Origin of the sequence: Brevibacillus laterosporus (assembly GCF_030489605.1) — a bacterium.
In the GTDB taxonomy this organism is placed as follows: domain Bacteria; phylum Bacillota; class Bacilli; order Brevibacillales; family Brevibacillaceae; genus Brevibacillus_B; species Brevibacillus_B laterosporus_E.
Genome location: NZ_JAUKFY010000001.1, coordinates 262,029 through 287,846 on the forward strand (window position 1 = coordinate 262,029; position 25,818 = coordinate 287,846).

Consider the following 25,818-nt stretch of genomic DNA (forward strand, 5'->3'; position numbering starts at 1 on the left):
GAGGGACCACATATGGCTAAAACACTCCAGGAAGTCTTACAGCATCCCGTATTTCATTACTTTGCGGAAATATCGAAAATTCCAAGGGGATCAGGCAATGAACAAGCAATCAGTGCCTATCTATTAGATTTTGCGGCACAGCATGGATTAGACGCTACACGGGATGAGGCATTAAATGTAGTGATTCGCAAACCAGCCTCAGCAGGTTACGAAGCATTGCCCACCATTATTTTACAAGGGCATATGGATATGGTTTGTGAAAAAAATCAAGGAACCGTACATAATTTTCTAACAGACCCCATCCGGCTACGGGTAGTAGACAACATGCTATATGCCACGGAGACAACATTAGGTGCAGATAACGGTATAGCCGTAGCTTACATGCTTGCTCTGCTAGCTGATACGACTCTCATGCATCCCGCCTTGGAAGCACTTATAACCACCGAGGAGGAGTCATCAATGGGTGGGGCAATGCATTTTGATTTTAGTCAATTAAAGGGCTCCATTCTGCTTAATATTGATTCGGAAGAGGAAGGACGTTTGCTGGTAAGCTGTGCAGGTGGTGTCACGGCGAGGCAACGATTTGAAATAGAATGGGCTGACGCCGATGACCGAAGTAAGGCATTTCGATTGTCTGTACATGGCTTACAAGGAGGACATTCAGGAGCTGAGATTCATAAGGGACGCGGCAATGCTAATAAACTGCTAGGTCGTGTGCTGCACGGTCTTCAGCAAGAAATTCCTTATCAGCTCCAACATGTGCAAGGTGGAATGAAAACCAATGCTATTCCTCGGGAGGCAGAGGCCATTTTGTATATAAAAGAGGAAGAAATAGAAAAAGCAAAGCAGCTAGTGAGCGATTTTCAAGAACGATTTGTTACAGAATTACGTGCTGGTGATCCTGAGGTTGGTGTAAAACTCACAGAAGTACGGGGGAATGAAAAGCGTGTATTTTCCGCCCAGACATTTGAACATGTACTTGCCTCTTTGATGCTCACGCCAAATGGAGCTCAAAGCATAAGCCAAGAAATTGAAGGACTCGTAGAAAGCTCCACTAATTTAGGTGTTGTACGAACAGATGAAACCTACATTTATTTGGAAAATGAGGTGAGAAGCTCTGTGGCTAGCTTGAAGGGAGCCATTGTGAAACAGTTGGAAATGCTTGCCTCCTTAACAGGCTCTGAGCTTATCGCCGATTCCGATTACCCAGAGTGGGCATACCGCCCGGATTCTGTCATCCGGGAGATTTGTGAGCAGGTGTATGAAAAGATGAATGGTCAAAAACCAGAAATTACGGCGGTCCATGCAGGCTTAGAATGCGGTGTATTTGCAGAGAAAAATCCCAAGCTGGATATGATATCTTTTGGACCAAATATTTATGGGGCACATACACCACAAGAGCATGTTGAAATTGATTCAGTGACTCGCGTTTGGGGATATTTGGTGGGGATTCTGGCTGCAATGAAAGAGGCCAAGCGTTTCGCTTCATAGCAAGCATGTTATGATGGAGGAAAAGATTTACGGAGGATAAAGATGGACAAGGCAGACACGGACAAATGGATGGGGCGTATTTTAGAACAGATCGTCCACTATTCGCACGAGCACCTGCTTATTACCGATCGAGACGGTGTAGTTCGGCTAGTTGGGCCTACGTGCGAAGCAATTTATGGTAAAAAGCAACAGGAATTACTTGGACGAAATGTAAGGGAATTGGAGGAGGCTAAAGTTTTTTCTCCGTCCGCCACTCGTTTGGTTCTGGAATCAGGGGAAGCCCAGACAATGATGCAGGAGACGATTTATAAGCAAAAGCTGATGGTGTCTGCCTTTCCCATTTGGAAAACGCCTGATGAATTGGAAGGTGTAATTAGTTTTTCACATGATTTGACTGAAATTCTAGAATTAAAACGCCGTTATGAGAATCTGACACAGCAATTGAAACAATTCGAAAATGAGATTGAGGAACTTCGTGAGAAAAACAGTGGTTCCGATCAAGTTGTAGCAGTTAGCCCAGCTATGAAAGAAATGTATCGTTTAGTAGAAAAAGTAGCGGGGGTAGATTCAACGGTCCTTATTTTAGGGGAATCAGGAGTGGGGAAAAACGTTATCGCCCGGGAAATACATCAGCGAAGCCGTCGTTCACACGGAGAAATGGTGGAAATTAATTGCGGGTCCATACCCGATGGACTATTAGAGTCTGAGCTGTTTGGTTATGAGGCAGGGTCTTTTACGGGAGCTGCTAAAGCCGGGAAGATGGGGATAATCGAACGGGCTGATCAGGGAACCCTATTTTTGGATGAATTAGGAGAGCTGCCCTTGTCCTTACAAGCCAAGCTGTTAAAAGTCATTCAGGAAAAGCGGCTACAGCGTATCGGAAGCACTGCGTATCGAGAGGTGGATTTTCGCCTAATTGCAGCTACGAATCGGGATTTGGAGGAAATGGTAAAGAATGGATCGTTCCGCCAAGACTTGTACTTTCGCTTACATGTGATTCCCCTACGAATACCACCTTTGCGTGAGCGAAAGGAAGATATCGCTGCCCATTTGAAATGGACATTACGTGCTTTAAATGATCGGTACGGGCTGCAAAAGCGACTTTCCTCTCAAGCGACTCAATTGCTCCTGCAATATGAATGGCCGGGGAATGTTCGAGAGCTTGAGAACGTTTTAGAAAGAATGGTAGTCATTGCTGACGAGGATACGCTAACAGCCGAGCATCTACCAGCGGAAATCAGTGCATTGCGTATTCCTGCAATTCTCTCAGGGGAACATTCCTTCCCTCCAACTGTGCCCTTGAAAGAAGCTGTGGAGAGATTAGAGAAAAGTATGATAGAACAGGCAGCTAACATTTGTCAGACAACAGTAGAAATGGCACAGATGTTAGGAATCAGTCAGCCTTCTGTAGTAAGGAAGTTAAAAAAGTATCAGATAAAACGATTCAAAAATGAATAATTATTTATAAATGAATAAAAATCCGGTTCCAAGATAGAGTGTTTTGTATTGTCATGTTATTTTCTCCGCTTCGATACTTTGGCACGATAATTGCTAGTGATAAAATAGTAGAAAATTGGCTGAGTAGCAAATATATAAAAGCGTAGGCAAAATATGAAGGGGGAGTATAACATGGCAACTACTAAATGCGTATCCATAAACACCAGCATTCCTGGTCCAAAATCAATGGAGCTGATTGAGAAACGAAAGGCTTATGTACCCAAAGGTGTAGGTAATAATTCTCCTATTTTTGTAGAAAAGGCAGATGGGGCACTGGTTCATGATGTAGATGGCAACGTGTTACTTGATTTTGCAGGCGCAATTGGAACATTGAATGTAGGGCACCGCCCGGAGGAAGTCGTTGAAGCCATCAAAGCCCAGTTAGATAAATACATTCATACATGCTTTCATGTAGCGATGTATGAGCCTTATCTTGCTCTAGCTGAAAAATTGGCTGAAATCACTCCAGGCTCTTTTGAGAAAAAAACGATTTTGTTGAACAGCGGGGCAGAGGCGGTTGAGAATGCTGTAAAAATTGCTCGTAAATATACAGGCAGATCAGGTATCGTTTCATTTACACGCGGATTTCATGGGCGTACATTGCTCGGCATGTCTCTTACCAGTAAAGTGAAGCCATACAAATTCCAAATGGGGCCGTTTGCACCAGCTACCTATAAAGCAATGTTTCCCTATCCCCTGCATCGTCCAGTTGGTATGACGGAAGTTGAGTATGCTGAGTTCTGTGTTGGGCAATTTGAGGATTTCCTGCACACAGAGGTAGCCCCGGAAGAATTGGCAGCGGTGATTATGGAGCCGGTCCAAGGCGAAGGTGGCTTTATTGTTCCGCATAAAACATTCGTGCAGGGCATATTTAACATTTGCCGCAAGCATAACATTTTATTTATTGCCGACGAGGTACAAACAGGCTTTGGGCGCACCGGTGAGATGTTTGCCTCGACGCATTTTGGTATTGAGCCGGATTTGATTACCATGTCTAAATCTCTTGCAGCCGGATTACCCATCAGTGCAGTTCTCGGACGTGCGGAAATTATGGACGCACCAGCGCCTGGAGAAATTGGCGGAACCTACGGAGGAAGTCCGCTTGGATGCGCAGCCGCTCTAGCTGTTATTGAGAAGATAGAAAAAGAAAATCTAGTAGAACGGTCTCGCCGGATTGGTGAACAAATCATGGAGAATTTTACAGCCCTGCAACAAGAGGTGCCAATTATCGCAGAAGTTCGCGGCTTAGGGGCAATGTGTGCCATTGAGCTTATGCATCCTTCTACCAAGCAGCCGATGAAAGAATTTACGGCTGCTTATACAAAAGCCTTATGTGAACAAGGTGTCATTGTGCTATCAGCTGGCGTGCATGGGAATGTGTTGCGCTTTTTGACACCGCTTGTTATTACTGATGAGCAATTGCAAGAAGGTCTAAGCATAATGAACCGTCTTTTAGTCAGCATGTATCAATCAACAGTAGCGACGGAGGTAAAATAACATGAAGAAGCATTTATACATTAACGGTACTTGGAAGGAAGCAAAGGAATACCAATCACTTACATCGCCATTTTCAAACGAAGTCATTGCACAGATTGGTCAGGCAGCTCGAGAAGATGTAGAGGAAGCGATTGAGGCGGCAAAGCAGGCAACTGCAATTATGGCGAAATTGCCTGCTCATCAAAGAGCTACCATCCTGGAAAAAGCAGCAGCGATTATGGAAAACCGCAAGGAAGAATTAGCTCGGCTCCTAGCATTAGAAGCGGCTAAACCATTGAAGACTGGTCGAGCAGAACTAGCCCGTACCATTCAAACCTATAAATTTGCTGCGTCAGAAGCCCGTAGTATTCACGGAGAAACCGTTCCGTTAGATGCCGCTCCTGGCGGAGAAGGGCGACTCGCTTTTACTGTACGCAAGCCAATCGGGGTTGTAGGGGCAATTACCCCGTTTAATTTCCCATATAATCTCGTAGCACATAAAGTAGGCCCAGCTATTGCTGCCGGTAATACAGTCGTTTTAAAACCTGCCGGGCAAACTCCGCTCGCCTCCCTGGCATTGGCTGAGATTTTTGAAGAAGCAGGCTTACCAGCAGGGGCACTTAATGTGCTGCCAGGCAAAGGAAGCGTAGTTGGAGAGGCACTTGTTACAGACCCGCGTATTGCTGCAATTACCTTTACCGGCAGCCCAGAGGTTGGAATCTCTCTAAAGGGCAAAGCAGGATTAAAACGCGTTACTTTAGAATTGGGCTCCAATGCGGCACTGATTATTAATGATGATGTGGAGCTGACTCAAGAGCTGATTGACCGTTGCACATTTGGTGCATTCACATTTGCAGGACAGGTTTGCATTTCTGTACAACGGATATTTGTACACGAGAGTAAATTTACAGACTTTGTTGAAAAGATGAAGCTTGCGGCAGAGAAGATGGTAGTGGGAGATCCGCTTGATGAGGCCACTGATCTGTCCTCCTTAATTGCTCCAAAAGAGATTGATCGCATGGAGGAATGGGTTAGCCAGGCTCAGAGCTTAGGTGCTAAAGTGGTGACAGGCGGGAAAAGACTGGCTGAGCGTTTGTACGCACCAACGATCCTTACCGATGTGCCTGCTCATGCAAAGGTCTCTTGCCAAGAAGTGTTTGGACCGCTAGTAATGATAGCCCCATTTTCAACATTAGATGAAGCAATTGCAATGGTTAATGATTCTCGTTATGGCCTACAGGCAGGCATTTATACAAATAATATTCATGCAGCGATGAAAGCGGCCGAGGAGCTTGAGGTCGGCGGTGTCATGATTAATGATTTTCCAACATTCCGCGTAGATAACATGCCTTATGGTGGTGTTAAGGAAAGCGGTTTTGGTCGTGAGGGCATTAAATATGCTGTTGAAGAAATGACTGAATTAAAGCTAATCAGTATCAAGCTGTAATCAGGATAAAATTGGCAGGTGTCAGAAAGCAGGGAATAAATATCCCTATGTAGAAATAATTACATTTGTTCAAATTTAAGAAAAGATGGTATTATTGAATACAAGGATCTTTGTCCATCATGTTTTTCATAGACAAAGTTCACTTACTACCCAATCCAAATATTTACCCTGTTCGAGCAGTTTGCTTGGATAGGGTATTTTTTTATGCGTTTTTAGGTGGGGTTTTGGAGTATTACATGCTATAGTCGAAAAGACAAAGGAGGTGGTTTGGTGGTAACAGATAGAGATGCCAAAAATATTATTACATTACGCGGACATCATTTATTGTGTGTACATGGGTTCAGGGGAATGGGATATAGCCCAGCTTTTGCGGTCAAAATGAAGGAGATTGTTGAAAAAATTAGGGATCATCAAGCTGACTTCCCTATTCGAGTGGTTCATGCTTTAGACGATACCTGTCAGTATTGCCCGAATAAAGGAGAAGGGATTTGTGCAGCTGACCCAACCTCAGAAGAGCATGTGCAGACAATGGATGAGGCTGCTCTTGAACAGCTCGGTCTGGTATCTGGACATATATACCGCAAATCTGAACTGGTTGAGCGGACAAAAAACAGGGTAGAACCTGCTGACTTAGATCGGATTTGTGCAGGCTGCTCTTGGTTATCTTACGGGGTTTGCAAAAAAGGAATTGCGTTGCTAAAGGAAAACAAATATATGGAGATAGATGCGATTTGATGGGTGAGAGCAGGGAGCAGATCACTTTATTCGCAGCAGTGGCTAGATTCGTACAAATCTTTTAGGCTTAGTCCATCGTGCATTTTTTAGTTAGGATATGTATGGAAAGGTATGGAAAAAGAGAGAGGAGGGCATAAAGAAAGAAAAAAGCAGGTATAGAAAGGAGATGCCTTACTTGTCAACAACACCAGCTCCTGATAAAAAACCATACTATTTATCCATTCACCCTCATTCCGTAAAGGGAGATATTATCGACAATCCTACAGATACGTCTTTTGATTATGAAGTATTAGCCACACCTGGCGAGATTAGACAGCTTCAGGAATTATTCGAAATGGCCTACGACGAAGATCTAGGTGGCGAACCCGAGGAATATGACGAGGCTCTTGATAAGATCTATCAGCTTATTTACCATTTAGGCAGCTCAGATACTCGTAGAAGACTAGAGAGCATTGGTATACATGGTGAAGATCACAGAGGAAGTGCAAATATGTAAAAAATCGAGTTTTCCCTTCTATAGGCATTGCTAATTATCCTCGGACGATGTATATATATGATACATTGACAGACGAGAGGGGAAACAGTATGACAGACTACTCAGGGCTGCGCTCATTGGCTAAATTAGTGGAGCGTTTTGAGTCCAACATGGAACAAGTAACATTAACCATCATGACTGCAGACGACCGAGAACAAATTGTTAATTTGTTACTTGCCGGATTGCGAGAATTAAATCCAGATATGCAAATAAAAATAGAAAATAGTACAGGGGAATACGCCAGTCATGTTGCCCAGCTTATCGTGGGAGACAACAAGTATGTGTTCTCCAAGGATTATAGAGAAACCTTTATAAGTGAGATTAATGTATACGCGTGCCGTATCACAGCAGATACCCATGGGATATTGGTGTACCATCATGATTACCCTGGCGTTATTCACGATGTTTCACGCATTTTGGCGCAACATGAAATTAACATTTCAAAATTGAATGTCTCTCGTGAACAAAAGGGAAAACTGGCGTTACTGGTTTCGTTAACTGATGAGGAGATACCAGCCGAAACAATTGAACAGATTGAAACGTTGCCTAATGTTACGAAAGCGATTTCATTGCAGTAACTTCAAGGCAAAACAAAAAAGCATGAAAAATGGAGAAAAAGTGATCTAGAGCGGAAAACATTGGTTTTCCGCTCTTTGATAGCGCTTGCAGAACATGATATGATTATTTTGTGATCAATGAAAAAAATCACAAAGGAAAGAGTCACCAGAGTCAAAAGAGTTACATTTGTATGAACAATTTGTGAATTATTATCGCTCTTTTGCTAAAACAGCCGGAAATTGTTTACAATGGATGTATCTGTTTTTAAAATTAGCTTTTGTCAGTCTAGCCTCAATTTATTGTTTATTTATAATTGCGGCAAAATGACGCTACATATGAATGAGAAGGGGGCTATAATGGAACAGATAAAGCAGGTTGTAAAAATTTTTATTTAGTAAGAAGAAGGATTTGTTATCATGATTTGTTCTTTTTACCAAATTTACATAATATCTATTGCCTCTAGTGGTAAATATACGGAGCACATTCTAGATAACAAACATGATTGCATTAGTAGACTTAGTGTGATTACTATTATTAGGTCTATTAAAGGTAAAAAGGAGAGAAAGTGAGGCTAGATCGCAATGATGAGACGATTGCAGCAAGTCGGGCGCCTGCTTCCTATGTTAGTAATGGTAGCGCTTTTACTAACTGGATGTGGCGACCCTTATCTGTCTGCGCTGCAGCCAAAAGGGACTGTAGCAGGCATGCAATATGACTTGATTAAGCTTAGTGTTACCATCATGTTAGGCGTCTTCACTGTGGTTGTCGTTATCTTTACCTATGTATTGATCCGATACCGTAAACGTAAGGGCGATAACAGTATTCCAGAACAAATCGAAGGAAACCACAAGTTAGAAATTATTTGGACGGTTATCCCTTTCATTCTTTTGATTGTTCTTGCGATTCCGATGGTTTCGACAACATTTACATTGGCAAAGGATTATTCAAACGACAAGGATGCTCTTCAAGTTAAGGTAACAGGACACCAATTCTGGTGGGAGTTTGAATATCCTGATTTAAAAATTAACACAGCTCAGGAATTATACATCCCTGTCAACAAAAAAGCGTACCTTTCTTTAGAGGCTTCTGATGTTATTCACTCTTTCTGGGTACCAGCACTTGGCGGTAAAAAAGATACAAACCCAGGTATGACCAACCATATGTGGTTAGAAAGTCCAGTTGAAGGGACCTTCCAAGGACGATGTGCCGAGCTCTGTGGTCCGTCCCATGCTTTGATGGATTTCAAAGTAAAGGTTGTATCACAAGAAGAGTTTGATAAATGGGTAGTACAAATGACAAAAGGTGAAAATGCACCTGCTGAAAATAAAGCTGTTGCAACTCAAGGGGAAGAAGTCTTTAAACAAAGCTGTGTTTCCTGCCATGCCGTTGATGGTAATGGTGGTAAAATCGGTCCAGACTTAACTAATTTTGGTAATCGCCAAACTGTAGCAGGTGTGTTGCCTAACGACAAGCAACACGTTGCTGAATGGTTGAAGGACCCAGAATCAGTGAAGCCTGGTAACTTGATGCCTAACCTGAAGTTAAATGATGATCAGGTGGATGCTCTTGTTGAATACCTGTCCAGCTTGAAACGTCAATAATAGCTGAATTTTGAATCTAAAAGAGGGGGCAAAACCGTGGCTCAACATGTTCGTCCAAGAAATACGGGCTTGTGGGATTGGATCACAACCGTGGACCATAAAAAAATCGGCATTCTGTACCTATTAGCCGGTGGATTCTTTTTCTTGCTTGGTGGACTTGAAGCATTGCTGATGCGTATTCAGCTCATGTATCCAAATAGTAAAATGTTCATTGGCTCCACGTTTAATGAATTGCTAACGATGCATGGTACCACTATGATCTTCCTAGCTGCCATGCCATTGATTTTTGCTGTCATGAACGCAATCGTACCGCTACAAATCGGTGCTCGTGACGTAGCATTTCCATTTGTAAACTCACTTGGCTTCTGGCTGTTCTTCTTTGGTGGATTGTTGCTTAACGTAAGTTGGTTCATGGGCGGTGCGCCTGATGCAGGTTGGACGGCGTACGTGCCATTAGCTTCAAACACATACAGTCAAACCGCTGGGGTCAGTTTCTATGTATTAGGTTTGCAGATAGCTGGTTTGGGAACCTTAATCGGGGGGATTAACTTCCTGGTTACAATCATTAACATGCGCGCACCAGGGATGACCTTTATGCGTATGCCGATGTTTACTTGGACAGCATTTATTACTTCTGCATTAATCCTGTTCGCTTTCCCTGCAATCACTGTAGGTTTAGTTCTATTGATGTTTGACCGAATTTTCGGAGCGCAGTTCTTTGAAGTAGCTGGCGGCGGTAACGTACTGTTGTGGCAGCACTTGTTCTGGATTTTTGGTCACCCAGAGGTTTACATCCTGATCCTTCCGGCATTTGGTATGATCTCTGACGTTGTTAGTACCTTTGCCAAAAAACGTCTGTTTGGATATTCCGCTATGGTATTTGCGACCATAGTGATCGGATTCTTAGGCTTCATGGTATGGGTTCACCATATGTTTACGGTAGGTTTGGGTCCGGTAGCTAACTCGCTCTTCTCAATTGCGACGATGCTGATTGCCGTTCCTACCGGTATAAAAATCTTTAACTGGCTATTCACATTGTGGGGCGGTCAAATTCGCTTTACCACAGCTAATCTGTTCGCTACAGGCTTTATTCCGACCTTTACCATCGGCGGTATGACCGGGGTTATGCTTTCTGTAGCACCAGCAGACTATCAATATCAGGATTCTTACTTTGTAGTAGCTCACTTCCACTATGTTCTTGTTGGTGGTATGGTGCTGGGGCTGTTTGCAGCCTTCTACTACTGGTGGCCAAAAATGTTTGGTAAATTACTAAATGAAGCAATTGGTAAATGGAACTTCTGGTTATTCTTTATCGGTTTCCATTTGACTTTCTTCCCTCAGCATTTCCTTGGCTTGATGGGTATGCCGCGTCGTGTATACACCTTCTTACCGGGTCAACAGCTGGAATTAGGGAACTTGATTTCCACTATAGGTGCCATTATTATGACTGTCGGTACCGCGTTGTTTATTGTTAATGTGATTTATACGAATGCGAAAGGCAAAAAGGCTGTGGCAGATCCATGGGATGGCCGTACGCTCGAGTGGTCCATTCCTTCCCCAGCACCTGAGTATAACTTTGCTCAAACACCTCGCGTCCGTGGTCTTGATGCTTTCTGGGTTGAGAAAATGGCAGGCAACAAAGCAATGACTCCGGCTGAACCGCTTGGCCCGATTCATATGCCGTCACCATCTGTTTTGCCATTCCTGATGTCTGTAGGGATGTTTATTGCAGGATTTGGTTTTATCTATCACAAATATGTGCTGGTCTTCGTAGGATTGGGGCTGTTTATCCTTTGTATGTTTGCCCGTTCCATTAAGGATGACCATGGTTTCCATATCGAAGTAGACGAGATTAAGGAAACAGAAAAAGGGGGTAGGCTGTAATGCAACACACGGATCATGGTGTTCTACCTGCTGAGCCTGAAAAGGCAACCCTTGAAGGCAGAAATAAAATACTAGGCTTCTGGCTTTTCCTAGGTGGAGAAATGGTATTGTTCGGTTCTCTATTTGCCACGTATTTGGCTCTCAGAGATCAATATGTATCAGGACCAGCTCCGCATGAAATCTTTAAAGTTGAACTGGTTGCTATGGCGACAATTTTACTATTGACCAGTTCTTTAACAAGTGTATTTGCCATCATCGGAATGCACCGTCATAACTTTAAAATGATGATGTTCTGGTTTGCTGTAACCGTTGTACTAGGATTTGCGTTCTTAGGACTAGAAATTTATGAGTTCTATCACTACTATCATGAAGGTCATACAATGACTAGCAGTGCATATGGTTCCGCTTTCTACACGTTAGTTGGATTCCATGGAGCGCACGTTTTGTTCGGGGTTACATGGATAGCGACCCTGATGGCTTCTGCTATGAAAAAAGGTCTGACCGTGGTTACTGCACCGAAGTTCTATATTGCAAGCTTGTACTGGCACTTTGTTGACGTAGTGTGGGTATTCATTTTCACAGTCGTGTACCTAATGGGTATCATGTCTGGACAAGGAGGAGCATAAGATGAATCAACACAATCATTCATCTCAACCTTCAAAGCATTCCCATGCCCATAGCACTAGCATGAAGCCACATATCGTTTCATTTATTTTGTCCATTGTATTAACAGCATTAGCGTTTGCGGCGGTTATCTACATGCCGGATAAAAAAGGGTTTGTTTATCCTTATATTATCCTGTTGGGTACCGTGCAGGCTTTGGTGCAATTATACGTTTGGATGCACTTAAAGGATAAAGGGCATCTATTTCCAGTGGTGGCAATTTTCACTGGGGCGTTTATCATGGTAACATGCGTTGTCATGGCGCTGTATTGGGTATAAAGGTAAGGGAGAAGGTCCAACTTTGATTCTACAAAGGTGAAGACTTAGCCCCGATCCTGTTAAAAAGCGGGCTACTTGAGTAGCTCGCTTTTTTTCGTAAGAAAGACTAGCTTGTTCTGCTGTAATCCAGACTGAATAATTGGCTTGTTTTAGTACTTTTGCAGAAATTATGGCAAACAAGTGAACAGGGAGAATGCATTTCCATTCTTACCCACTAAAAAGCAAGTTGGTCGCTAGCTTGTCTGAGATCGGTTCAGTATAATATACATGTATGTTTCCACTTATCAGAAAATAGAAACCTTCCGCATGAGAGGGGGATACGGATGGGTACCCATGAACAACATTTACTTTTGCATGGTTATCAACCGAAGTTTGCGGAGTTATGGAATCCTGAATTTTTAGCTTTTGTTGTCTTGCTTGGTGCGGCATATTTTATGTTAATTGGCCCATGGCGTAAACGGTTTATTCATGCAGAGCCTGTTACAATAGGAAAGCAGATTACGTTTATGACCGCTCTTCTTACCTTATATGTAGCTATGGGAAGTCCACTCTACTTTTACGGGCATGTGTCGTTTACCTTGCATATGACCCAGCAATCATTGTTAGTAATGATTTTCCCACCACTTTTTGTGATGGGCCTGCCAGTGTGGTTTATAAGAGCAGTTCTACAGCCAGTTTTTGTAAGGAAATGGTTTGATCGTCTGACAAAACCGTTGATATCTTTATTTATGTTTAATTTATTTTTCTCTGTTTATCATATTCCGCTTGTACTTGATTTCGTGATGCAGTACCATGGAGTTCATATTGCTTATAAGCTCCTGTTATTAATTACAGCCTTCATGATATGGTGGCATATTGTCTGTCCGGTTCCAGAGTTACAACGGATTAAAAACGTCAAGCTAATGGGGTATATCTTTGCAGCGGGTGTGCTTATGACACCGGCCTGTGCGTTAATCATATTTGCTTCCCAATTGGTCTATGAATCTTATAGCTATGGACCGCAATTGTTTGCCATCCTACCGATACTCGATGATCAGCAATTGGGCGGTGTCGTGATGAAAATGGTACAGGAAACAGCATATGGAGTTGGGCTATGGCATGTGTTTTCTAAATGGTACCGTGAGGAAAATCCGACGACGGGTATTGATGAAATCGATCCGCTTGAATCCTTTGAACCCATGGAACAGCAAAAAGAACTCACTATCGTTCCCACTAGTGGGCGAGTATAAATTTTAAAAAAGAATAAGAGGAAGTGATCGAGTGCTAACGTTGTTGCCTGCACTTAGTACAAGTTTTATTGCCATCAGTGCAATCCTTGTAGCAATCGGTTGGGTTCAAGTAGCCAAACGAAAATTTGAGGCCCATAAAAAAACAATGATTGTTGCATCCGTGTTTGCCCTAGCATTTTTCATTATTTATATGTCTCGAACGATTTTCGTGGGAAATATGAATTTCGGCGGACCGGATGAATTGCGCTTATACTATCAAATCTTTTTGATATTCCATATCACCTTGGCTACAACAGCAGCCGTTTTTGGATTGGTAACGTTATATTTAGGCTTTACCAAGCAATTTGCTAAGCATCGCAAGTGGGGGCCAGTTACTTCTATTATCTGGTTCGGTTCAGCGATTACCGGTATAGCTGTCTACTTTTTGCTGTTTATCATTTATCCAGGCGGAGAGACATCAAGCTTATTCCGAACCATTTTGGGCTTTTAAGTAAAAAAGAATAATATACACATTCAAAAAGTAAGCAATAAGCCTCCAGATTCACTTTCAAGTGCACATGGAGGCTTGTTTAGTATATTGTTCCGCTACTAATAATAGGGAACCAGATTATTTGTACATTGACGAGTTGTCTCTCCTGGTAATGATTAAGTGACTAGCGTGTACGAGCAAATGGGTTTACTGGCGGAATGTAGTTAATTTCTTCATCAAAGGTAACATAATCGAGGTTTAGCGTCAGAAGCAAAAAACGCATACCGGTTTGCGGATCACTGATGATGATATGATCTCGACCTGCAGTTTCTATGACGCCGCGGAAAATTTTTGCATTCCATTCGCTGTTATTTTCATAGGTCATATAGAAAGTACCGATTTTTCCACGATTGAAACGTAAAATATTTTCTACGTAGGATTCTTCGACTACAGGAAGGGGACCACCGGGAATTAAGCTACCATTTGCAGTAGGAGGCACGACTTGCTGAGGTTGTTGCTGGATTTGTTGGGTAGGACTTACCTGTGTGGGACTCATTTGCGTGGCTTGTGTCTGCTGTTGTGGAGAAGGGTAATATGGATACATGTAGCATTGTGGATAGTATGGGGTGCCGCAGGGGTCGCATCCTTGCTGAGCATAAGTATTATAATACATCTGGTTTTTCTCTCCTCTTTAATAAACTCTAGGACAATCCTGAACGGATGGTGCAAAGAAACAATGTGCTTTAAATCGTCCAGTGTTTCTCTGGTTGAACCATGTGGGAGGGCAACTGCCGACAGGGCGGTAGAACCAAAGTCCGTTGCTAGCAGGATGTGTTCTCTCTCCGTTAATTACGCGCTTGGCCAAACGTTTCTCTGCTTCTCTAGCTTTTTGGTAGAAATAAGGTTTTTGAACAGATTCGTATCCGCCGGGTCTTTGATATACCATTTGAGGGATGGTTCGTATGTTTTTAAAATCTAAGCAATTGGCAAGGATACGGTTAACGGAAACATTTCCAACCATTAACATTCCAAGATCTCCTTCTCCTTCAGCTTCTGCCCTAAGAAGCCTAGCCAGCATGTCAAGATCACTGGAGTTGTACTTAATAACAGCCATTCATTCACCTCCCCTTTTTCTCTCCTATTTCAATATATAAGTGTTTTCTTAGATAGGTGATTGTACAGTATAAAAAAACGTGTTTTTTCGAATTTTTGAGAAAAATCTATAAATACAACAAAATGAATATTGTGTGGTAGGATACTTATGTGAAGGAAACAAGTTATTAATCAAGGGGGGGCAATATGAGCAATCTTTTGAGAAAGAAATCAGTTACTGACTTATTGCAACAAGGTCAAAAAAAATCATTAAACAAAACACTAACATCCTTTGACCTTTCTTTACTAGGCATTGGGGCAGTGCTAGGAACTGGTGTTATGGTACTTACAGGTATTGTAGCAGCTAGAGATGCTGGTCCTGCTGTTATTCTTTCGTTTATAATTGCTGCACTTGTTTGTGGTTTTGCTGCATTTTGCTATTCAGAATTTGCTTCCACCATCCCGGTTTCTGGAAGCGCTTACACCTATACGTATGCAACACTCGGTGAATTTGTAGCGCATCTGATGGGATGGACATTGCTATCCGTTTATTTTCTTACCACTTCAGCAGTTGCTGTTGGATGGTCTGCTTATTTTAATAATCTGCTGACAGGTTTTGGCTGGGGTTTACCTGAACAGTTGGTCAGCACGCCGATGAGTGGCGGAATTATTAATCTACCGGCTGTTATCATTGTCTTACTAATCACTTTTGTATTATCTCGCGGAACAAGAGAAAGTAAGAAGTTTAACAACTTCATGGTATTAGTCAAGCTATTGGTGATCTTACTGTTTATCGCTGTAGGTGTATTTTATGTTAAGCCTGAAAATTGGAACCCATTCATGCCGTATGGTATTGAAGGAGTTTTTGCTGGAGCAGCAGCGGTATTCTTCGCGTTCCTAGGCTTTGATGCAGTATCAACCTCTGCTGAGGAATGTAAGAACCCGCAAAAGGCTTTGCCAGTAGGGATTATTTCATCACTTGTTGTTTGTACGATCCTTTATGTAATTGTATGTCTTATCATGACAGGAATCACTTCTTATAAGAACTTAGATGTACCTGAAGCAATGGCGTATGTCTTGGAGCTTGTAGGTCAGGATACGGTAGCGGGAATCGTTGCTGTAGGAGCTGTTATTGGTATTATGGCAGTTATTTTTGCTTATGTATTTGCTGGTACTCGTGTCATCTTTGCGATGAGTCGCGACGGGCTACTTCCAAAACGCTTCTCTCGTGTTAATAAAACAGATACACCTGTATTTTCTACATGGCTTACAGGATTACTCAGTGGTGGAATTGCAGGATTTGTAGAAATTAAAGAACTATCTAATTTAGCAAATATCGGGGCGCTGCTCACGTTTGCTATGGTCGCATTATCAGTTATCGTACTGCGTAAAACGCATCCAAATTTAGAGCGTGGCTTTAAGGTTCCATTAGTTCCCTTCATTCCTATCTTAACAATAGTATTCTGCGGGTTCCTCATGATTAATCTTCCGGGAACAACCTGGATGTATTTTGGAATCTGGGTGGCTATCGGAGCGGTTGTCTATTTTGTTTACTCTAAGAAACATAGTATGTTAGAGAAATAGTAGGTTAGAGAACGTAGGCTCTTCGGACGGGTCTAATTGGATTGGGAAAAATCATATTTTCATGTAAAGAGAACAACAAGTCACCAGTAGGGGATAGCTGGTGACTTGTATTTTTTATATACTTCAAAACTATCTAATAACTTAGGAGAATGTGAATTTATAGATTTTTTGTAAGCGCTTTCATTTACGGATCGTACATGATACAATCAATGCGTGGATAAAGCTTCTACTTTGAATTAATCATCAGAACTGTTTGAAACTATTTATGTTTAACTTACTGAGGAGGTCGAAACATGCGCATCGGTATTCCAAAGGAAATTAAAAACAACGAAAATCGAGTAGCTATGACACCAGCAGGAGCAATGAATTTGGTGAAGAATGGACATGAAATCTTCATCGAAACATCGGCTGGACTTGGCTCTGGATTTACTGATGAACAATTTGTAGCAGCTGGGGCTAAAATCGTCCAGACTGCACAAGAAGCTTGGGGAATGGAAATGGTTATGAAAGTTAAGGAACCATTGCCTTCCGAATATCAATACTTCCGTGAAGGACTTATCCTGTTCACATACTTGCATTTAGCTCCAGAACCAGAATTAACGAAAGCGTTAGTTGATAATAAAGTTATAGGGATCGCTTATGAAACCGTTCAACTGAGCAATGGCTCACTGCCGTTGTTAACCCCTATGTCAGAAGTTGCTGGGCGTATGTCTACCCAAATCGGCGCTCAGTTCCTGGAAAAACAGGAAGGCGGGAAAGGTATTCTTCTCGGCGGTGTGCCAGGGGTTCAACGCGGTAAAGTGACCATTGTTGGCGGAGGAGTAGCCGGTACGAATGCGGCGAAGATGGCAGTCGGTTTAGGTGCTGATGTTACCATTATCGACCTGAATCCTGACCGCTTGCGTCAAATAGAAGATATTTTTGGACATAGCGTAAAAACCCTTATGTCCAATCCATTTAATATTGCACATGCCGTACAGGAATCCGATCTAGTTATTGGGGCTGTTCTTATTCCAGGAGCAAAAGCACCAAAATTGGTTACAGAGGAAATGGTTAAATCCATGCAACCAGGATCCGTTCTAGTAGATATTGCGATTGACCAAGGCGGTATTTTTGAAACAACCGATCGCATCACTACTCATGATAACCCAACGTATGAAAAACATGGTGTGGTGCATTATGCGGTGGCTAATATGCCTGGCGCTGTTCCACGCACATCTACATTTGCTTTGACAAACGTGACGGTTCCCTATGCGGTGCAAATCGCCAATAAAGGCTATCAAAAGGCATGCTTAGAAAACCCTGCATTACTAAAAGGGGTAAATACACTGAATGGACATGTAACATATCGGGCTGTTGCACAAGCATTGGGCTATGAGTCTGCAGATGCGAAGGAATTGCTAGATCAGCTAAGCTAAAAAGCATAGAGTGATAAAAAGGGCTATCGTACATCTTAGAAGATGGATAGCCCTTTTTTTGGTGTGAACGTATAGTTCGAGAGTTTATTATTTTACAATCATAATGAAACAAAAAGTCATCTCGACCAAAGGACTCCATTTGGTTACAATGTAGAAGCCTCAAGGGCAGGGATAGCGATTAAAACGTTTATTTTTTAGCAGCACGTCGCTTTCTTATTTGCATGAAGATCAGCCAGCCTGCGGCAAGCAGAACAGCTACAAGTAAAAGAGAAATATCCATATATTCATCAATTAACAATTTTGCTTGCTTCCCATACAAATGGAAGATTAAACCGATAAGAAAAAATTTAAAACCTCGACCAATAACCGCATAAACCATCAGTTTTTTGAAGGAGAAGCCGAGTACACCAGACAGGATGGTAAATACCTTAAAAGGAATCGGTGTAAATGAGCCAATGATAATCGCAGCATCACCGTTTTTAGTCATTTGTTCTGTTGCTAGACCGATCCATTTTTCCGGAACGATTTTGTTCATCAGCGGTTTGCCAAACAGTTTGCCGAGAATAAAGCCGCATGGTGCCCCCAGTAAAGAACCGATAAAAGCAAAGAGAGCATATTCCATAGCAAGTGAAGGCTCCAATAAACTCATTGCGATCTGTAAAAAGAATGGGGGAAACGGCAAGATGATTGAATCTAGAAAGGAGAGTGCAAATAATCCCCACGTTCCGTATTGCTGAAAGATTTCATTGATTTGGTCAAGCATCGTAGTCTCCTTTATGTATAAAGTCGATTCTTCTCGTAGTCAAGGATCGAACAAAATTTGTACTTTATTAGATGTATGGTCGTCCAGTCTGGGATATGACAAGTACGACCAATATTATAGCATGCTACATAGGTTATACGAACACTTGAGCAAAAAGGATTCAGTTTTCTCTCAATCTATACAGATAGTTGACGTTCTCAAACTTCTCTACTACTATTAAGATAAAAATTTTGAGAATTCCGAGGGATTGTATATGAAAGATATTGGTTCTGGAGTCATAACCTTCTATTCGCCGGATGGAAAGCGTCAAGAGCTTAAAGGAGAAATTGTAGTACGAGGGGATCGTGTGTCCGTAACGGAAATCATTCGCTTCAATGGTCAGCCGAATGGTGCACGCGAAATTAATTTACCCCTAGCAAACTGTGTCATTTATTGGGAACCGGAAGTTTATGAAGAAATTGGCTACGAATAGCACTATACTTCTAGCGTAGGCAGGAATTTGATTTTATGATAGGATGAAAGGTGGAATATGCACAGGATAGGAGGAATTCCTCTTGATTGATCATATATTGGACAAAGCTCTTCGTGGCGAGCGACTTCAATTAGAGGATGGTTTAGCCCTTTTTGCTTCTGATGAAATTGAGAAAATAGGTCATGCAGCGAATCAGATTATGCAAAAGTGGCATCCTGAACCGATCACGACCTTTGTCATCGGACGGAATATCAACTATTCCAATGTCTGTGATACCTATTGCCGTTTTTGCGCCTTTTATCGCCCGCCTGGCTCGAAGGAAGGCTATGTTCTTCCAAAAGAAACAATTTTCGAAAAGATTCAAGAAACGGTTGATGTTGGCGGAACAGAAATTTTAATGCAGGGTGGTACCAATCCTGATTTAAAACTATCATATTTTACGGATTTGCTACGCGAGATTAAACAGCGCTTCCCTACCATTACGATGCACTCTTTATCTACAGCCGAGGTGGCTAAAATGGCTGAGGTCTCCAATGTTTCAGTTGAAGAGGCCCTAAGACAGCTAAAAGAAGCCGGTCTAGATTCTTTGCCAGGAGCAGGCGGAGAAATTCTTGACAATCGGACGCGTAAAAAGATTTCACGTTTAAAAGGAACCTGGGAGCAATGGGTGGATATCCAAAAAGCAGCCCACCGAGCAGGTCTGCCTGGAACGGCTACGATGGTTATCGGTTTTGGTGAAGAAATGGAAGAGCGAGTGTTATCTTTGCTGCGCATTCGTGACGCTCAGGATGAGACAAACGGATTCAAGGCTTTTATTGTCTGGACCTTCCAGCCTGATAATACCAACATGAAAGCTACGAAAAACACTCCAGAAGAGTATCTAAAAACATTGGCGATCAGCCGTTTGATGCTGGATAATATACCAAACTTTCAATCCTCCTGGGTAACAATGGGACCTGAGATCGGTAAACTGTCCTTGTCTTATGGAGCTAATGATTTTGGCTCGACTATGATGGAAGAGAATGTTGTATCAGCAGCGAAATGTGCTTACAAGGTAAATACAAACAAAATCCTAGAGTTAATCCGTGAAGCGGGAAAAATTCCTGCTCAACGAAATACCGCCTATGAAACTCTACGCGTGTTTCAAGAGGGCGAATGGGCAGAGACGGATTTTGTTATGCAAAATTAATAAGTGCAGAGAAACCGAATGAAAGCTGGCTTATTGATGGTGGTCGTCAGCTTGCTTGATGCAAAATGATAGAGAAAACCCGTCTTTTTATAGGACGGGTTTTTTGTTTTATATGAAGATTGTATGACGTTTTAAAGCGTTTTCGCAATAGGAATATTCATATTTTTCATTTATTTGTCTCGTAGATTAGAATAAACAAAATCGTTCTCCAGATTGTCAAAAAAAGGCCTGTTTTTTAGCCTAATTTAACATAAAAATGGAAATAAAAGGTCTTGATTATTTAGTTAGGAATGTTAGAATGATGGCGTAATGATATTTGTGTAATTTTTCACATGCGTGTGGAGAAAAAGGGAGGAGAAAGAAAATGAAAAAACTTTCACTGATGATGGCAAGTGTATTAGCAGTTTCAATGCTAGCAGGATGCGGTGCTGATTCACAACCTGCTCCTGACAAGAAAACAGAAACAGCCGCCCCGGCTAATGCAACGGATAAAAAAATAGCGGATGGCGTGTATTACGCTCAACAAAAAAATGCTGATGCGGACTGGAACTATGCAGTTGTACTAGATGTAAAAGATGGAAAAATTATGAATGTAAACTGGACTGGGATCGGTAAAGATGCGGGACCAGATAAAAAAACATTATCTAAAGATGGCAAATATGGCATGAAGGAAAAAGCAAAAGCTCAAGCTGAATGGCATGAACAAGCCGAAAAAGTAGAAAAATTCTTGATAGAAAAACAAGACCCAGCGGCAATTACAGTTGATAACGAGGGAAAAACAGATGCAGTTTCAGGTGTCTCTATTAAGGTAAATGACTTTACTGCTTTGGTAACGGAAGCTTTAGCCGCAGGTCCGCAACAACCAGGCCCTTATAAAGACGGTGCATACCATGCAGAACAGCCAGAATTTGAAAAAGATTGGAAATATACAGCGGACTTTACTGTGCTAAATGGTAAAATTGTTGCTGCGAACTGGAATGCAATTAATGAAAAAGGTGAAGCAGATAAGAAAACACAGTCTAAAGAAGGCAAGTACGGCATGAAAGAAAAATCCAAAGCACAGGCTGAGTGGCATGAGCAAGCAGCAAAAGTAGAACAGGCCCTAATTGAAAAACAAGACCCAGCGGCAATTACAGTTGATAACGAGGGAAAAACAGATGCAGTTTCAGGTGTTTCCATTAAGGTAAGCGATTTCGTGAAATTAGCTGAAGAGGCTCTAAAAGACGCGAAAAAATAAGGCAATTATGCATAGGGGGATTACCATTGCTGGTGAAAATCGTCAACGGGTAATTATCTATGGAAATGAGAGGACATGTTATGAAAAAAATAATTGTACTAGGCGGAGGTTACGGTGGTGTCTTGACAGCGAAAAAGCTGGCAAGCAAATTTAAAAAAGATACCGATGTCCAGATTACATTAATAGACCGTAAGCCATTCCATACTCTTCTAACGGAATTACACGAAGTAGCGGCTAATCGTGTTGAAGAGGACTCCATAAAAGTTGACCTGAAAAAGATATTTGCAAAACGGAAGGTTGATGTGGTGCTTGATGAAATTTCCACGATCGACTTTGCTAGCAAAAAATTAGTGTCCGCGAATAGCACCTACGAATATGATTACCTAGTAATGGGTACAGGCTGTAAGCCATCCTTCTTTGGAATCCCTGGTGCAAAGGAGAATGCGTTTTCCCTTTGGTCCTTCGAGGATGCTGTTCATCTACGAGAGCAAATTCGTAGTATGTTTATTAAGGCTTCAAAAGAAACGAATAAGCAAAAGCGTCAGGATATGTTGAGCTTCGTGGTAGTAGGTGCTGGTTTTACTGGCATTGAGATGGTAGGGGAATTGGCGGAATTCCGAGATGAATTATGCAAAACCTACGCAATAGAGCCGTCTGAAGTACAACTGCACGTTGCTGATATGGCGCCAAAAATCTTACCAATTTTGCCTGACAAGCTCATTCAGAAGGCAGAGCGACATTTACATAAGTTAAACGTTAACATTATTACAAACAGTAAAATTACTGGTGTTTCCCCAGATGGAGTTGAGTTGGGCGAGAGAGGATTGCTTCGTTCTAAAACAGTTGTCTGGACAGCAGGTGTTGAAGGCTCTGACCTATTGGAAGAAGTCGAATTGGAACAAAAGGGTCGTAAGCGTATCGTGGTTAATGATAAGCTACAGAGCCCTGAGCATAACAATGTGTATGTCGTAGGGGACAACATTTTCTTTATTCCAGAAGGTGAAGAGCGCCCTGTACCGCAAATGGTTGAGAATGCTGAACATTCAGCTCCAATCGTTGCACATAACATCTATGTAGATGTGAAAGGCGGTACACACAAGTCCTACAAGCCTACATTCCATGGCTGTATGGTATGTATCGGTAGCCGCTATGGTGTAGCTAGTGTAGGAGTGCCAGGAAAAATGTTCTTGATGAGCGGTTTCATGGCGATGTTTGTTAAACACTTTATCAACATGGTATATCTCGTTCAAATTTGTGGATTTAATAAAGTTTGGTCTTATCTCATGCATGAAATTTTCCATGTTAATAATAGACGCAGTTTCTTAGGCGGCCATTTTAGTAAACGCTCACCTAACTTCTGGTTAGTACCTTTACGTGTTTTGGTCGGCTCCATGTGGTTGTCAGAGGGCTTAGCGAAAATGAGCAAAGTGCTAAAGGACCCTTCTAACATCTTCTTAATACCGCCATCTCCAAAAGCGGTTGACGGAATTACGTCAGCCTCACAAGCGGTACAGGATGTGGCCCAAACAGTAGATACTTCTTCTGCTGCTTCAGCAGTCGCTACAGCGAAAGAAGCGGTACAGGCACTCCCCGTACCTGGGTTTATTGACAGCATGGTAAAAGGCTCAATGGAAATGTTCTTCTACAATGCAGATGGAAGCTATACAGCATTAGCCTCTGTGTTCCAAACGATGATGGTCTTCGCTGAAGTAATATTTGGCGCATTGTTGATCATCGGCTTATTCACAGCTATATCTTCCATAGCTACAGTCTGTATGGGTTTAATGATTTGGTCTTCCGGAATGGCTCCATATGAGATGCTTTGGTACCTGGGAGGAGGTATTGCCCTCATTGGTGGTTCTGGAAGCACATTAGGTCTGGACTACTATGTGTTGCCGCAATTAAAAAGAGTGTGGAAAAAAATCCCGTTCGTCAAACGTTGGTATTTATACGTAGATTAATTGTATAACAAGATAGCTATATCATGGAATGGGGGAATGTGCTGTGAATTGTACATTCCCCTTCTTTCCACATACAGACCCATTAGATAGAGGGATACGAAAAAGAAAAGCGTGAGTAGGGGATGAGAGAGATGAATGGAATTCGGGAATCATTGCAGAAGCTAGAGAAGCAAATGTCACCACAAGCTGGCGTCAAGCTTGAAGTGGATAGGCGGCTGTTGGAGGAGATGGGACGTCTGCTTGATTCATTTGAGCTTTCATCTGCACGCAAAGAGCATATATTTGGGTGCTATGTCCTGTTGCAGGCTGCTTTTCGCAAGCATAAAAAGCTGACATTCGACAATCCTTGCTTGACAAAGGATATTTTAGATGGTGATTATCTGCAAAGCTTTTATTATGAATATGCATGTAAGCATGGTGAAAAGGATTTAGTGAATTTTTTGGCTCCTATTCTAAAGCAAATTCAAATCCGTCTGATCCAAGGTAAATCAATAGAACGTATTCTTTTTCAACGCATAGAAAAATTCCTGACAAAAACAGAGCAGCAGGTGACTTATGAAGTTAGCTGACCAATTGCACATTAATCTAGACATGATTGATAAAGAGATGCTTCGCATAGTTCGGACGGATATGAGTTTACCCATGCTGTCATCCATCGCTGGCAATATAAGTCGTATGATAGGAGCAGGGGGGAAACGACTACGCCCCATGATGGTAATGGTCGGTAGCCGTTTTGGCAGAATGGCAGACCCCCAAAAAGTATTGCAGATGGCAGCTGTGTCAGAATTTATCCATGTAGCTTCATTAATTCACGACGATGTAATTGATCAAGCGGATACGAGACGTGGAAAACCAACCTTGCATGTGCTTACTGATATACCCACAGCGATTCATACGGCTAATTATATGATGACGAGAGTAGCTGAGCTATTGAGCAAATTGGAGGATGATAGACATCCGTATCGGGAAGAGATAACCGGTCTATTAACCTCGCGGCTTTGTTTAGGTGAATATCAACAGATGGCAAACCGATTTAATTTTGATTTATCTATGGATGACTATTTAAGCAAAACACGCAATAAAACAGCCGTTCTAATGGCAACCTGTCTAGAGATTGGAGCAAAGCTGGGACATGCAACTCCAGAAGTAACAGCTAAATTGGCGCAATTCGGTGATGATTTAGGCATGGCCTTTCAGATTCGTGATGATGTGCTAGATTTTGCAGAGACATCAGAAGCGCTAGGAAAGCCAGCAGGCAGCGATTTAGCCAATGGCAATATTACGTTGCCAGTTATGTATGCGTTGCAGGACGAGTGCTTGAGCAAGTGTGTGCGCCAGCTCCATGAGCACTCCACACCGAGAGAAATTCAAAGTGTGGTCAGGCTAATTCGCGATAGCGACATTTTAGATAGAGCAGATCAACTAGCAGATCAGTATTTGCAAAATGCGATGAGAGTTGTCGAGGAGTTAACTGAGTTTGTAGCACATAAGGATTTGAGTGTCCTGATTGCGTATTTTGGGAAGCGGAAGATGTGATAGCTACCAATCTAAGTAAGCCATCACGAACACAAATGTAGATAGTGTCTAATGAAGGACAAGCCAAATACCTTGGGGGCTAGATCGGGTAAGGATTGCAAGTGAGGAGCCGCAAACCAATAGAGTTAATCCAAAATTCTTGACAGGTTTTTATAAAATATACCTAACATCTATAGAGTGTTTATTATTAAATAACGATGACTGAGGAGTGATACTGGGCTACTACAAAAGATGACTAGTAGCCCAATTAATCAAAATTATTGGTGTACATATTTTATTTTTTATTAGGCTAAGATATAAATTGTATTAAACAATAAGAAACTAATAAGTGATAGTATCCGGCAAGTCTTATAACGAGACATGTTTTTTTCCAATAATGATTTTATTACTTCAAAAAAATTAAACAAAAACGTAAAAGCAAATATCAATAACAAAGATAAATAATAGTATTTCATAAATACCTCCTAAATATAGGTTTCCTCATCGTCAACTAATTGGATAGACGAGAAAGTCCCCTTTCAAAAAGAGGACTTGTCTTGAAGTTTAGGAGGGTAGCAATATCTCTGTCTACCCGCGAAATCAATTACCTCACTTACTGATTGAGGTTTAATTGAAAGTCCAGCTGGAAATATAGCAAATTCTACATTCCCACCCCAGGTTTGGTGGCCGTATTGAAATTTATTATTTGTTGATCCTGAATTC

The 25,818-nt window shown here is 41.9% G+C and carries 24 protein-coding genes; 21 read left to right on the top strand and 3 right to left on the bottom strand.

Annotation, left to right across the window (positions count from 1 at the left end):
• The first annotated feature begins 12 nt into the window (after positions 1–12).
• The 13 genes from QZ995_RS00945 (at position 13) to QZ995_RS01005 (ending at position 13,885) form a co-directional block, all read left to right on the top strand.
• Positions 13–1,491, top strand: a complete 1,479-nt coding sequence (locus QZ995_RS00945) for an aminoacyl-histidine dipeptidase (protein WP_301801885.1) — start codon at positions 13–15, stop codon at positions 1,489–1,491.
• 42 nt (positions 1,492–1,533) lie between these two features.
• The gene (locus tag QZ995_RS00950) at positions 1,534–2,949 is read left to right on the top strand and encodes a sigma-54 interaction domain-containing protein (protein ID WP_301801887.1); all 1,416 of its coding nucleotides are present in this window, start codon (positions 1,534–1,536) and stop codon (positions 2,947–2,949) included.
• A gap of 171 nt (positions 2,950–3,120) precedes the next feature.
• On the top strand, positions 3,121–4,485 hold the full coding sequence (gabT, locus tag QZ995_RS00955; protein ID WP_301801888.1) for a 4-aminobutyrate--2-oxoglutarate transaminase: 1,365 nt from the start codon (positions 3,121–3,123) through the stop codon (positions 4,483–4,485).
• A gap of 1 nt (position 4,486) precedes the next feature.
• On the top strand, positions 4,487–5,911 hold the full coding sequence (locus QZ995_RS00960) for an aldehyde dehydrogenase family protein (protein WP_301801891.1): 1,425 nt from the start codon (positions 4,487–4,489) through the stop codon (positions 5,909–5,911).
• 270 nt (positions 5,912–6,181) lie between these two features.
• A complete protein-coding gene (locus tag QZ995_RS00965) occupies positions 6,182–6,646 on the top strand; it encodes a DUF1284 domain-containing protein (protein WP_301801893.1) in 465 nt (154 codons plus the stop codon).
• Positions 6,647–6,812: 166 nt separating this feature from the next.
• Entirely contained in the window at positions 6,813–7,142 is a 330-nt protein-coding gene (locus QZ995_RS00970; RefSeq protein ID WP_301801895.1) for a hypothetical protein, read from the top strand.
• Between the two features lie 89 nt (positions 7,143–7,231).
• Positions 7,232–7,759 (top strand): ACT domain-containing protein, encoded by a 528-nt coding sequence (locus QZ995_RS00975; RefSeq protein ID WP_301801897.1) that lies wholly within the window; start codon positions 7,232–7,234, stop codon positions 7,757–7,759.
• A gap of 561 nt (positions 7,760–8,320) precedes the next feature.
• Entirely contained in the window at positions 8,321–9,340 is a 1,020-nt protein-coding gene (gene coxB, locus QZ995_RS00980) for a cytochrome c oxidase subunit II (RefSeq protein ID WP_081873049.1), read from the top strand.
• Between the two features lie 36 nt (positions 9,341–9,376).
• Positions 9,377–11,224, top strand: a complete 1,848-nt coding sequence (gene ctaD, locus QZ995_RS00985; protein ID WP_301801898.1) for a cytochrome c oxidase subunit I — start codon at positions 9,377–9,379, stop codon at positions 11,222–11,224.
• Positions 11,224–11,850, top strand: coding sequence for a cytochrome (ubi)quinol oxidase subunit III (locus QZ995_RS00990; protein ID WP_301801900.1), 627 nt, complete (start codon positions 11,224–11,226; stop codon positions 11,848–11,850). The genes ctaD and QZ995_RS00990 overlap by 1 nt, the downstream gene beginning before the upstream one ends.
• Before the next feature lies 1 nt (position 11,851).
• Positions 11,852–12,166 carry a cytochrome C oxidase subunit IV family protein gene (locus tag QZ995_RS00995; protein ID WP_301801902.1) on the top strand — a complete coding sequence of 105 codons (315 nt, stop codon included), beginning with the start codon at positions 11,852–11,854 and terminating at the stop codon, positions 12,164–12,166.
• A gap of 323 nt (positions 12,167–12,489) precedes the next feature.
• A complete protein-coding gene (locus QZ995_RS01000) occupies positions 12,490–13,395 on the top strand; it encodes a cytochrome c oxidase assembly protein (RefSeq protein ID WP_301801904.1) in 906 nt (301 codons plus the stop codon).
• Between the two features lie 31 nt (positions 13,396–13,426).
• Positions 13,427–13,885: a DUF420 domain-containing protein gene (locus tag QZ995_RS01005; RefSeq protein ID WP_301801906.1), complete on the top strand. Its 459-nt coding sequence runs from the start codon at positions 13,427–13,429 to the stop codon at positions 13,883–13,885.
• Between the two features lie 163 nt (positions 13,886–14,048).
• On the opposite strand, the gene gerQ is transcribed toward QZ995_RS01005, so the two are convergent.
• Positions 14,049–14,537: a spore coat protein GerQ gene (gene gerQ / locus QZ995_RS01010; protein ID WP_301801908.1), complete on the bottom strand. Its 489-nt coding sequence runs from the start codon at positions 14,535–14,537 to the stop codon at positions 14,049–14,051.
• A gap of 18 nt (positions 14,538–14,555) precedes the next feature.
• Positions 14,556–14,978 (bottom strand): cell wall hydrolase, encoded by a 423-nt coding sequence (locus QZ995_RS01015; protein WP_301801909.1) that lies wholly within the window; start codon positions 14,976–14,978, stop codon positions 14,556–14,558.
• Between the two features lie 185 nt (positions 14,979–15,163).
• Here QZ995_RS01015 and QZ995_RS01020 point away from each other — a divergent pair, with 185 nt between their 5' ends.
• Together QZ995_RS01020 and ald are read left to right on the top strand one after the other, a co-directional pair.
• Positions 15,164–16,540 carry an amino acid permease gene (locus QZ995_RS01020; protein ID WP_301801911.1) on the top strand — a complete coding sequence of 459 codons (1,377 nt, stop codon included), beginning with the start codon at positions 15,164–15,166 and terminating at the stop codon, positions 16,538–16,540.
• 293 nt (positions 16,541–16,833) lie between these two features.
• Complete coding sequence (gene ald, locus QZ995_RS01025) at positions 16,834–17,958, top strand: alanine dehydrogenase (protein WP_301801913.1); 1,125 nt, start codon at positions 16,834–16,836, stop codon at positions 17,956–17,958.
• Positions 17,959–18,145: 187 nt separating this feature from the next.
• Here ald and QZ995_RS01030 read toward each other — a convergent pair whose 3' ends face one another.
• Positions 18,146–18,721 (bottom strand): YqaA family protein, encoded by a 576-nt coding sequence (locus QZ995_RS01030; RefSeq protein WP_301801916.1) that lies wholly within the window; start codon positions 18,719–18,721, stop codon positions 18,146–18,148.
• 253 nt (positions 18,722–18,974) lie between these two features.
• On the opposite strand from QZ995_RS01030, the gene QZ995_RS01035 reads away from it, so the two are divergent.
• The 6 genes from QZ995_RS01035 (at position 18,975) to QZ995_RS01060 (ending at position 25,116) form a co-directional block, all read left to right on the top strand.
• Positions 18,975–19,193, top strand: coding sequence for a hypothetical protein (locus QZ995_RS01035; protein WP_301802250.1), 219 nt, complete (start codon positions 18,975–18,977; stop codon positions 19,191–19,193).
• Between the two features lie 82 nt (positions 19,194–19,275).
• Positions 19,276–20,382 carry a cyclic dehypoxanthinyl futalosine synthase gene (gene mqnC / locus QZ995_RS01040; protein ID WP_301801918.1) on the top strand — a complete coding sequence of 369 codons (1,107 nt, stop codon included), beginning with the start codon at positions 19,276–19,278 and terminating at the stop codon, positions 20,380–20,382.
• Between the two features lie 364 nt (positions 20,383–20,746).
• Entirely contained in the window at positions 20,747–21,619 is an 873-nt protein-coding gene (locus QZ995_RS01045; RefSeq protein ID WP_301801919.1) for an FMN-binding protein, read from the top strand.
• Between the two features lie 80 nt (positions 21,620–21,699).
• Positions 21,700–23,580 carry an FAD-dependent oxidoreductase gene (locus QZ995_RS01050; RefSeq protein WP_301801921.1) on the top strand — a complete coding sequence of 627 codons (1,881 nt, stop codon included), beginning with the start codon at positions 21,700–21,702 and terminating at the stop codon, positions 23,578–23,580.
• Between the two features lie 131 nt (positions 23,581–23,711).
• The gene (locus tag QZ995_RS01055; RefSeq protein ID WP_301801924.1) at positions 23,712–24,149 is read left to right on the top strand and encodes a hypothetical protein; all 438 of its coding nucleotides are present in this window, start codon (positions 23,712–23,714) and stop codon (positions 24,147–24,149) included.
• Positions 24,136–25,116 (top strand): polyprenyl synthetase family protein, encoded by a 981-nt coding sequence (locus QZ995_RS01060; RefSeq protein ID WP_301801926.1) that lies wholly within the window; start codon positions 24,136–24,138, stop codon positions 25,114–25,116. Before QZ995_RS01055 ends, QZ995_RS01060 begins: the two co-directional genes overlap by 14 nt.
• Positions 25,117–25,818 lie beyond the last annotated feature (702 nt).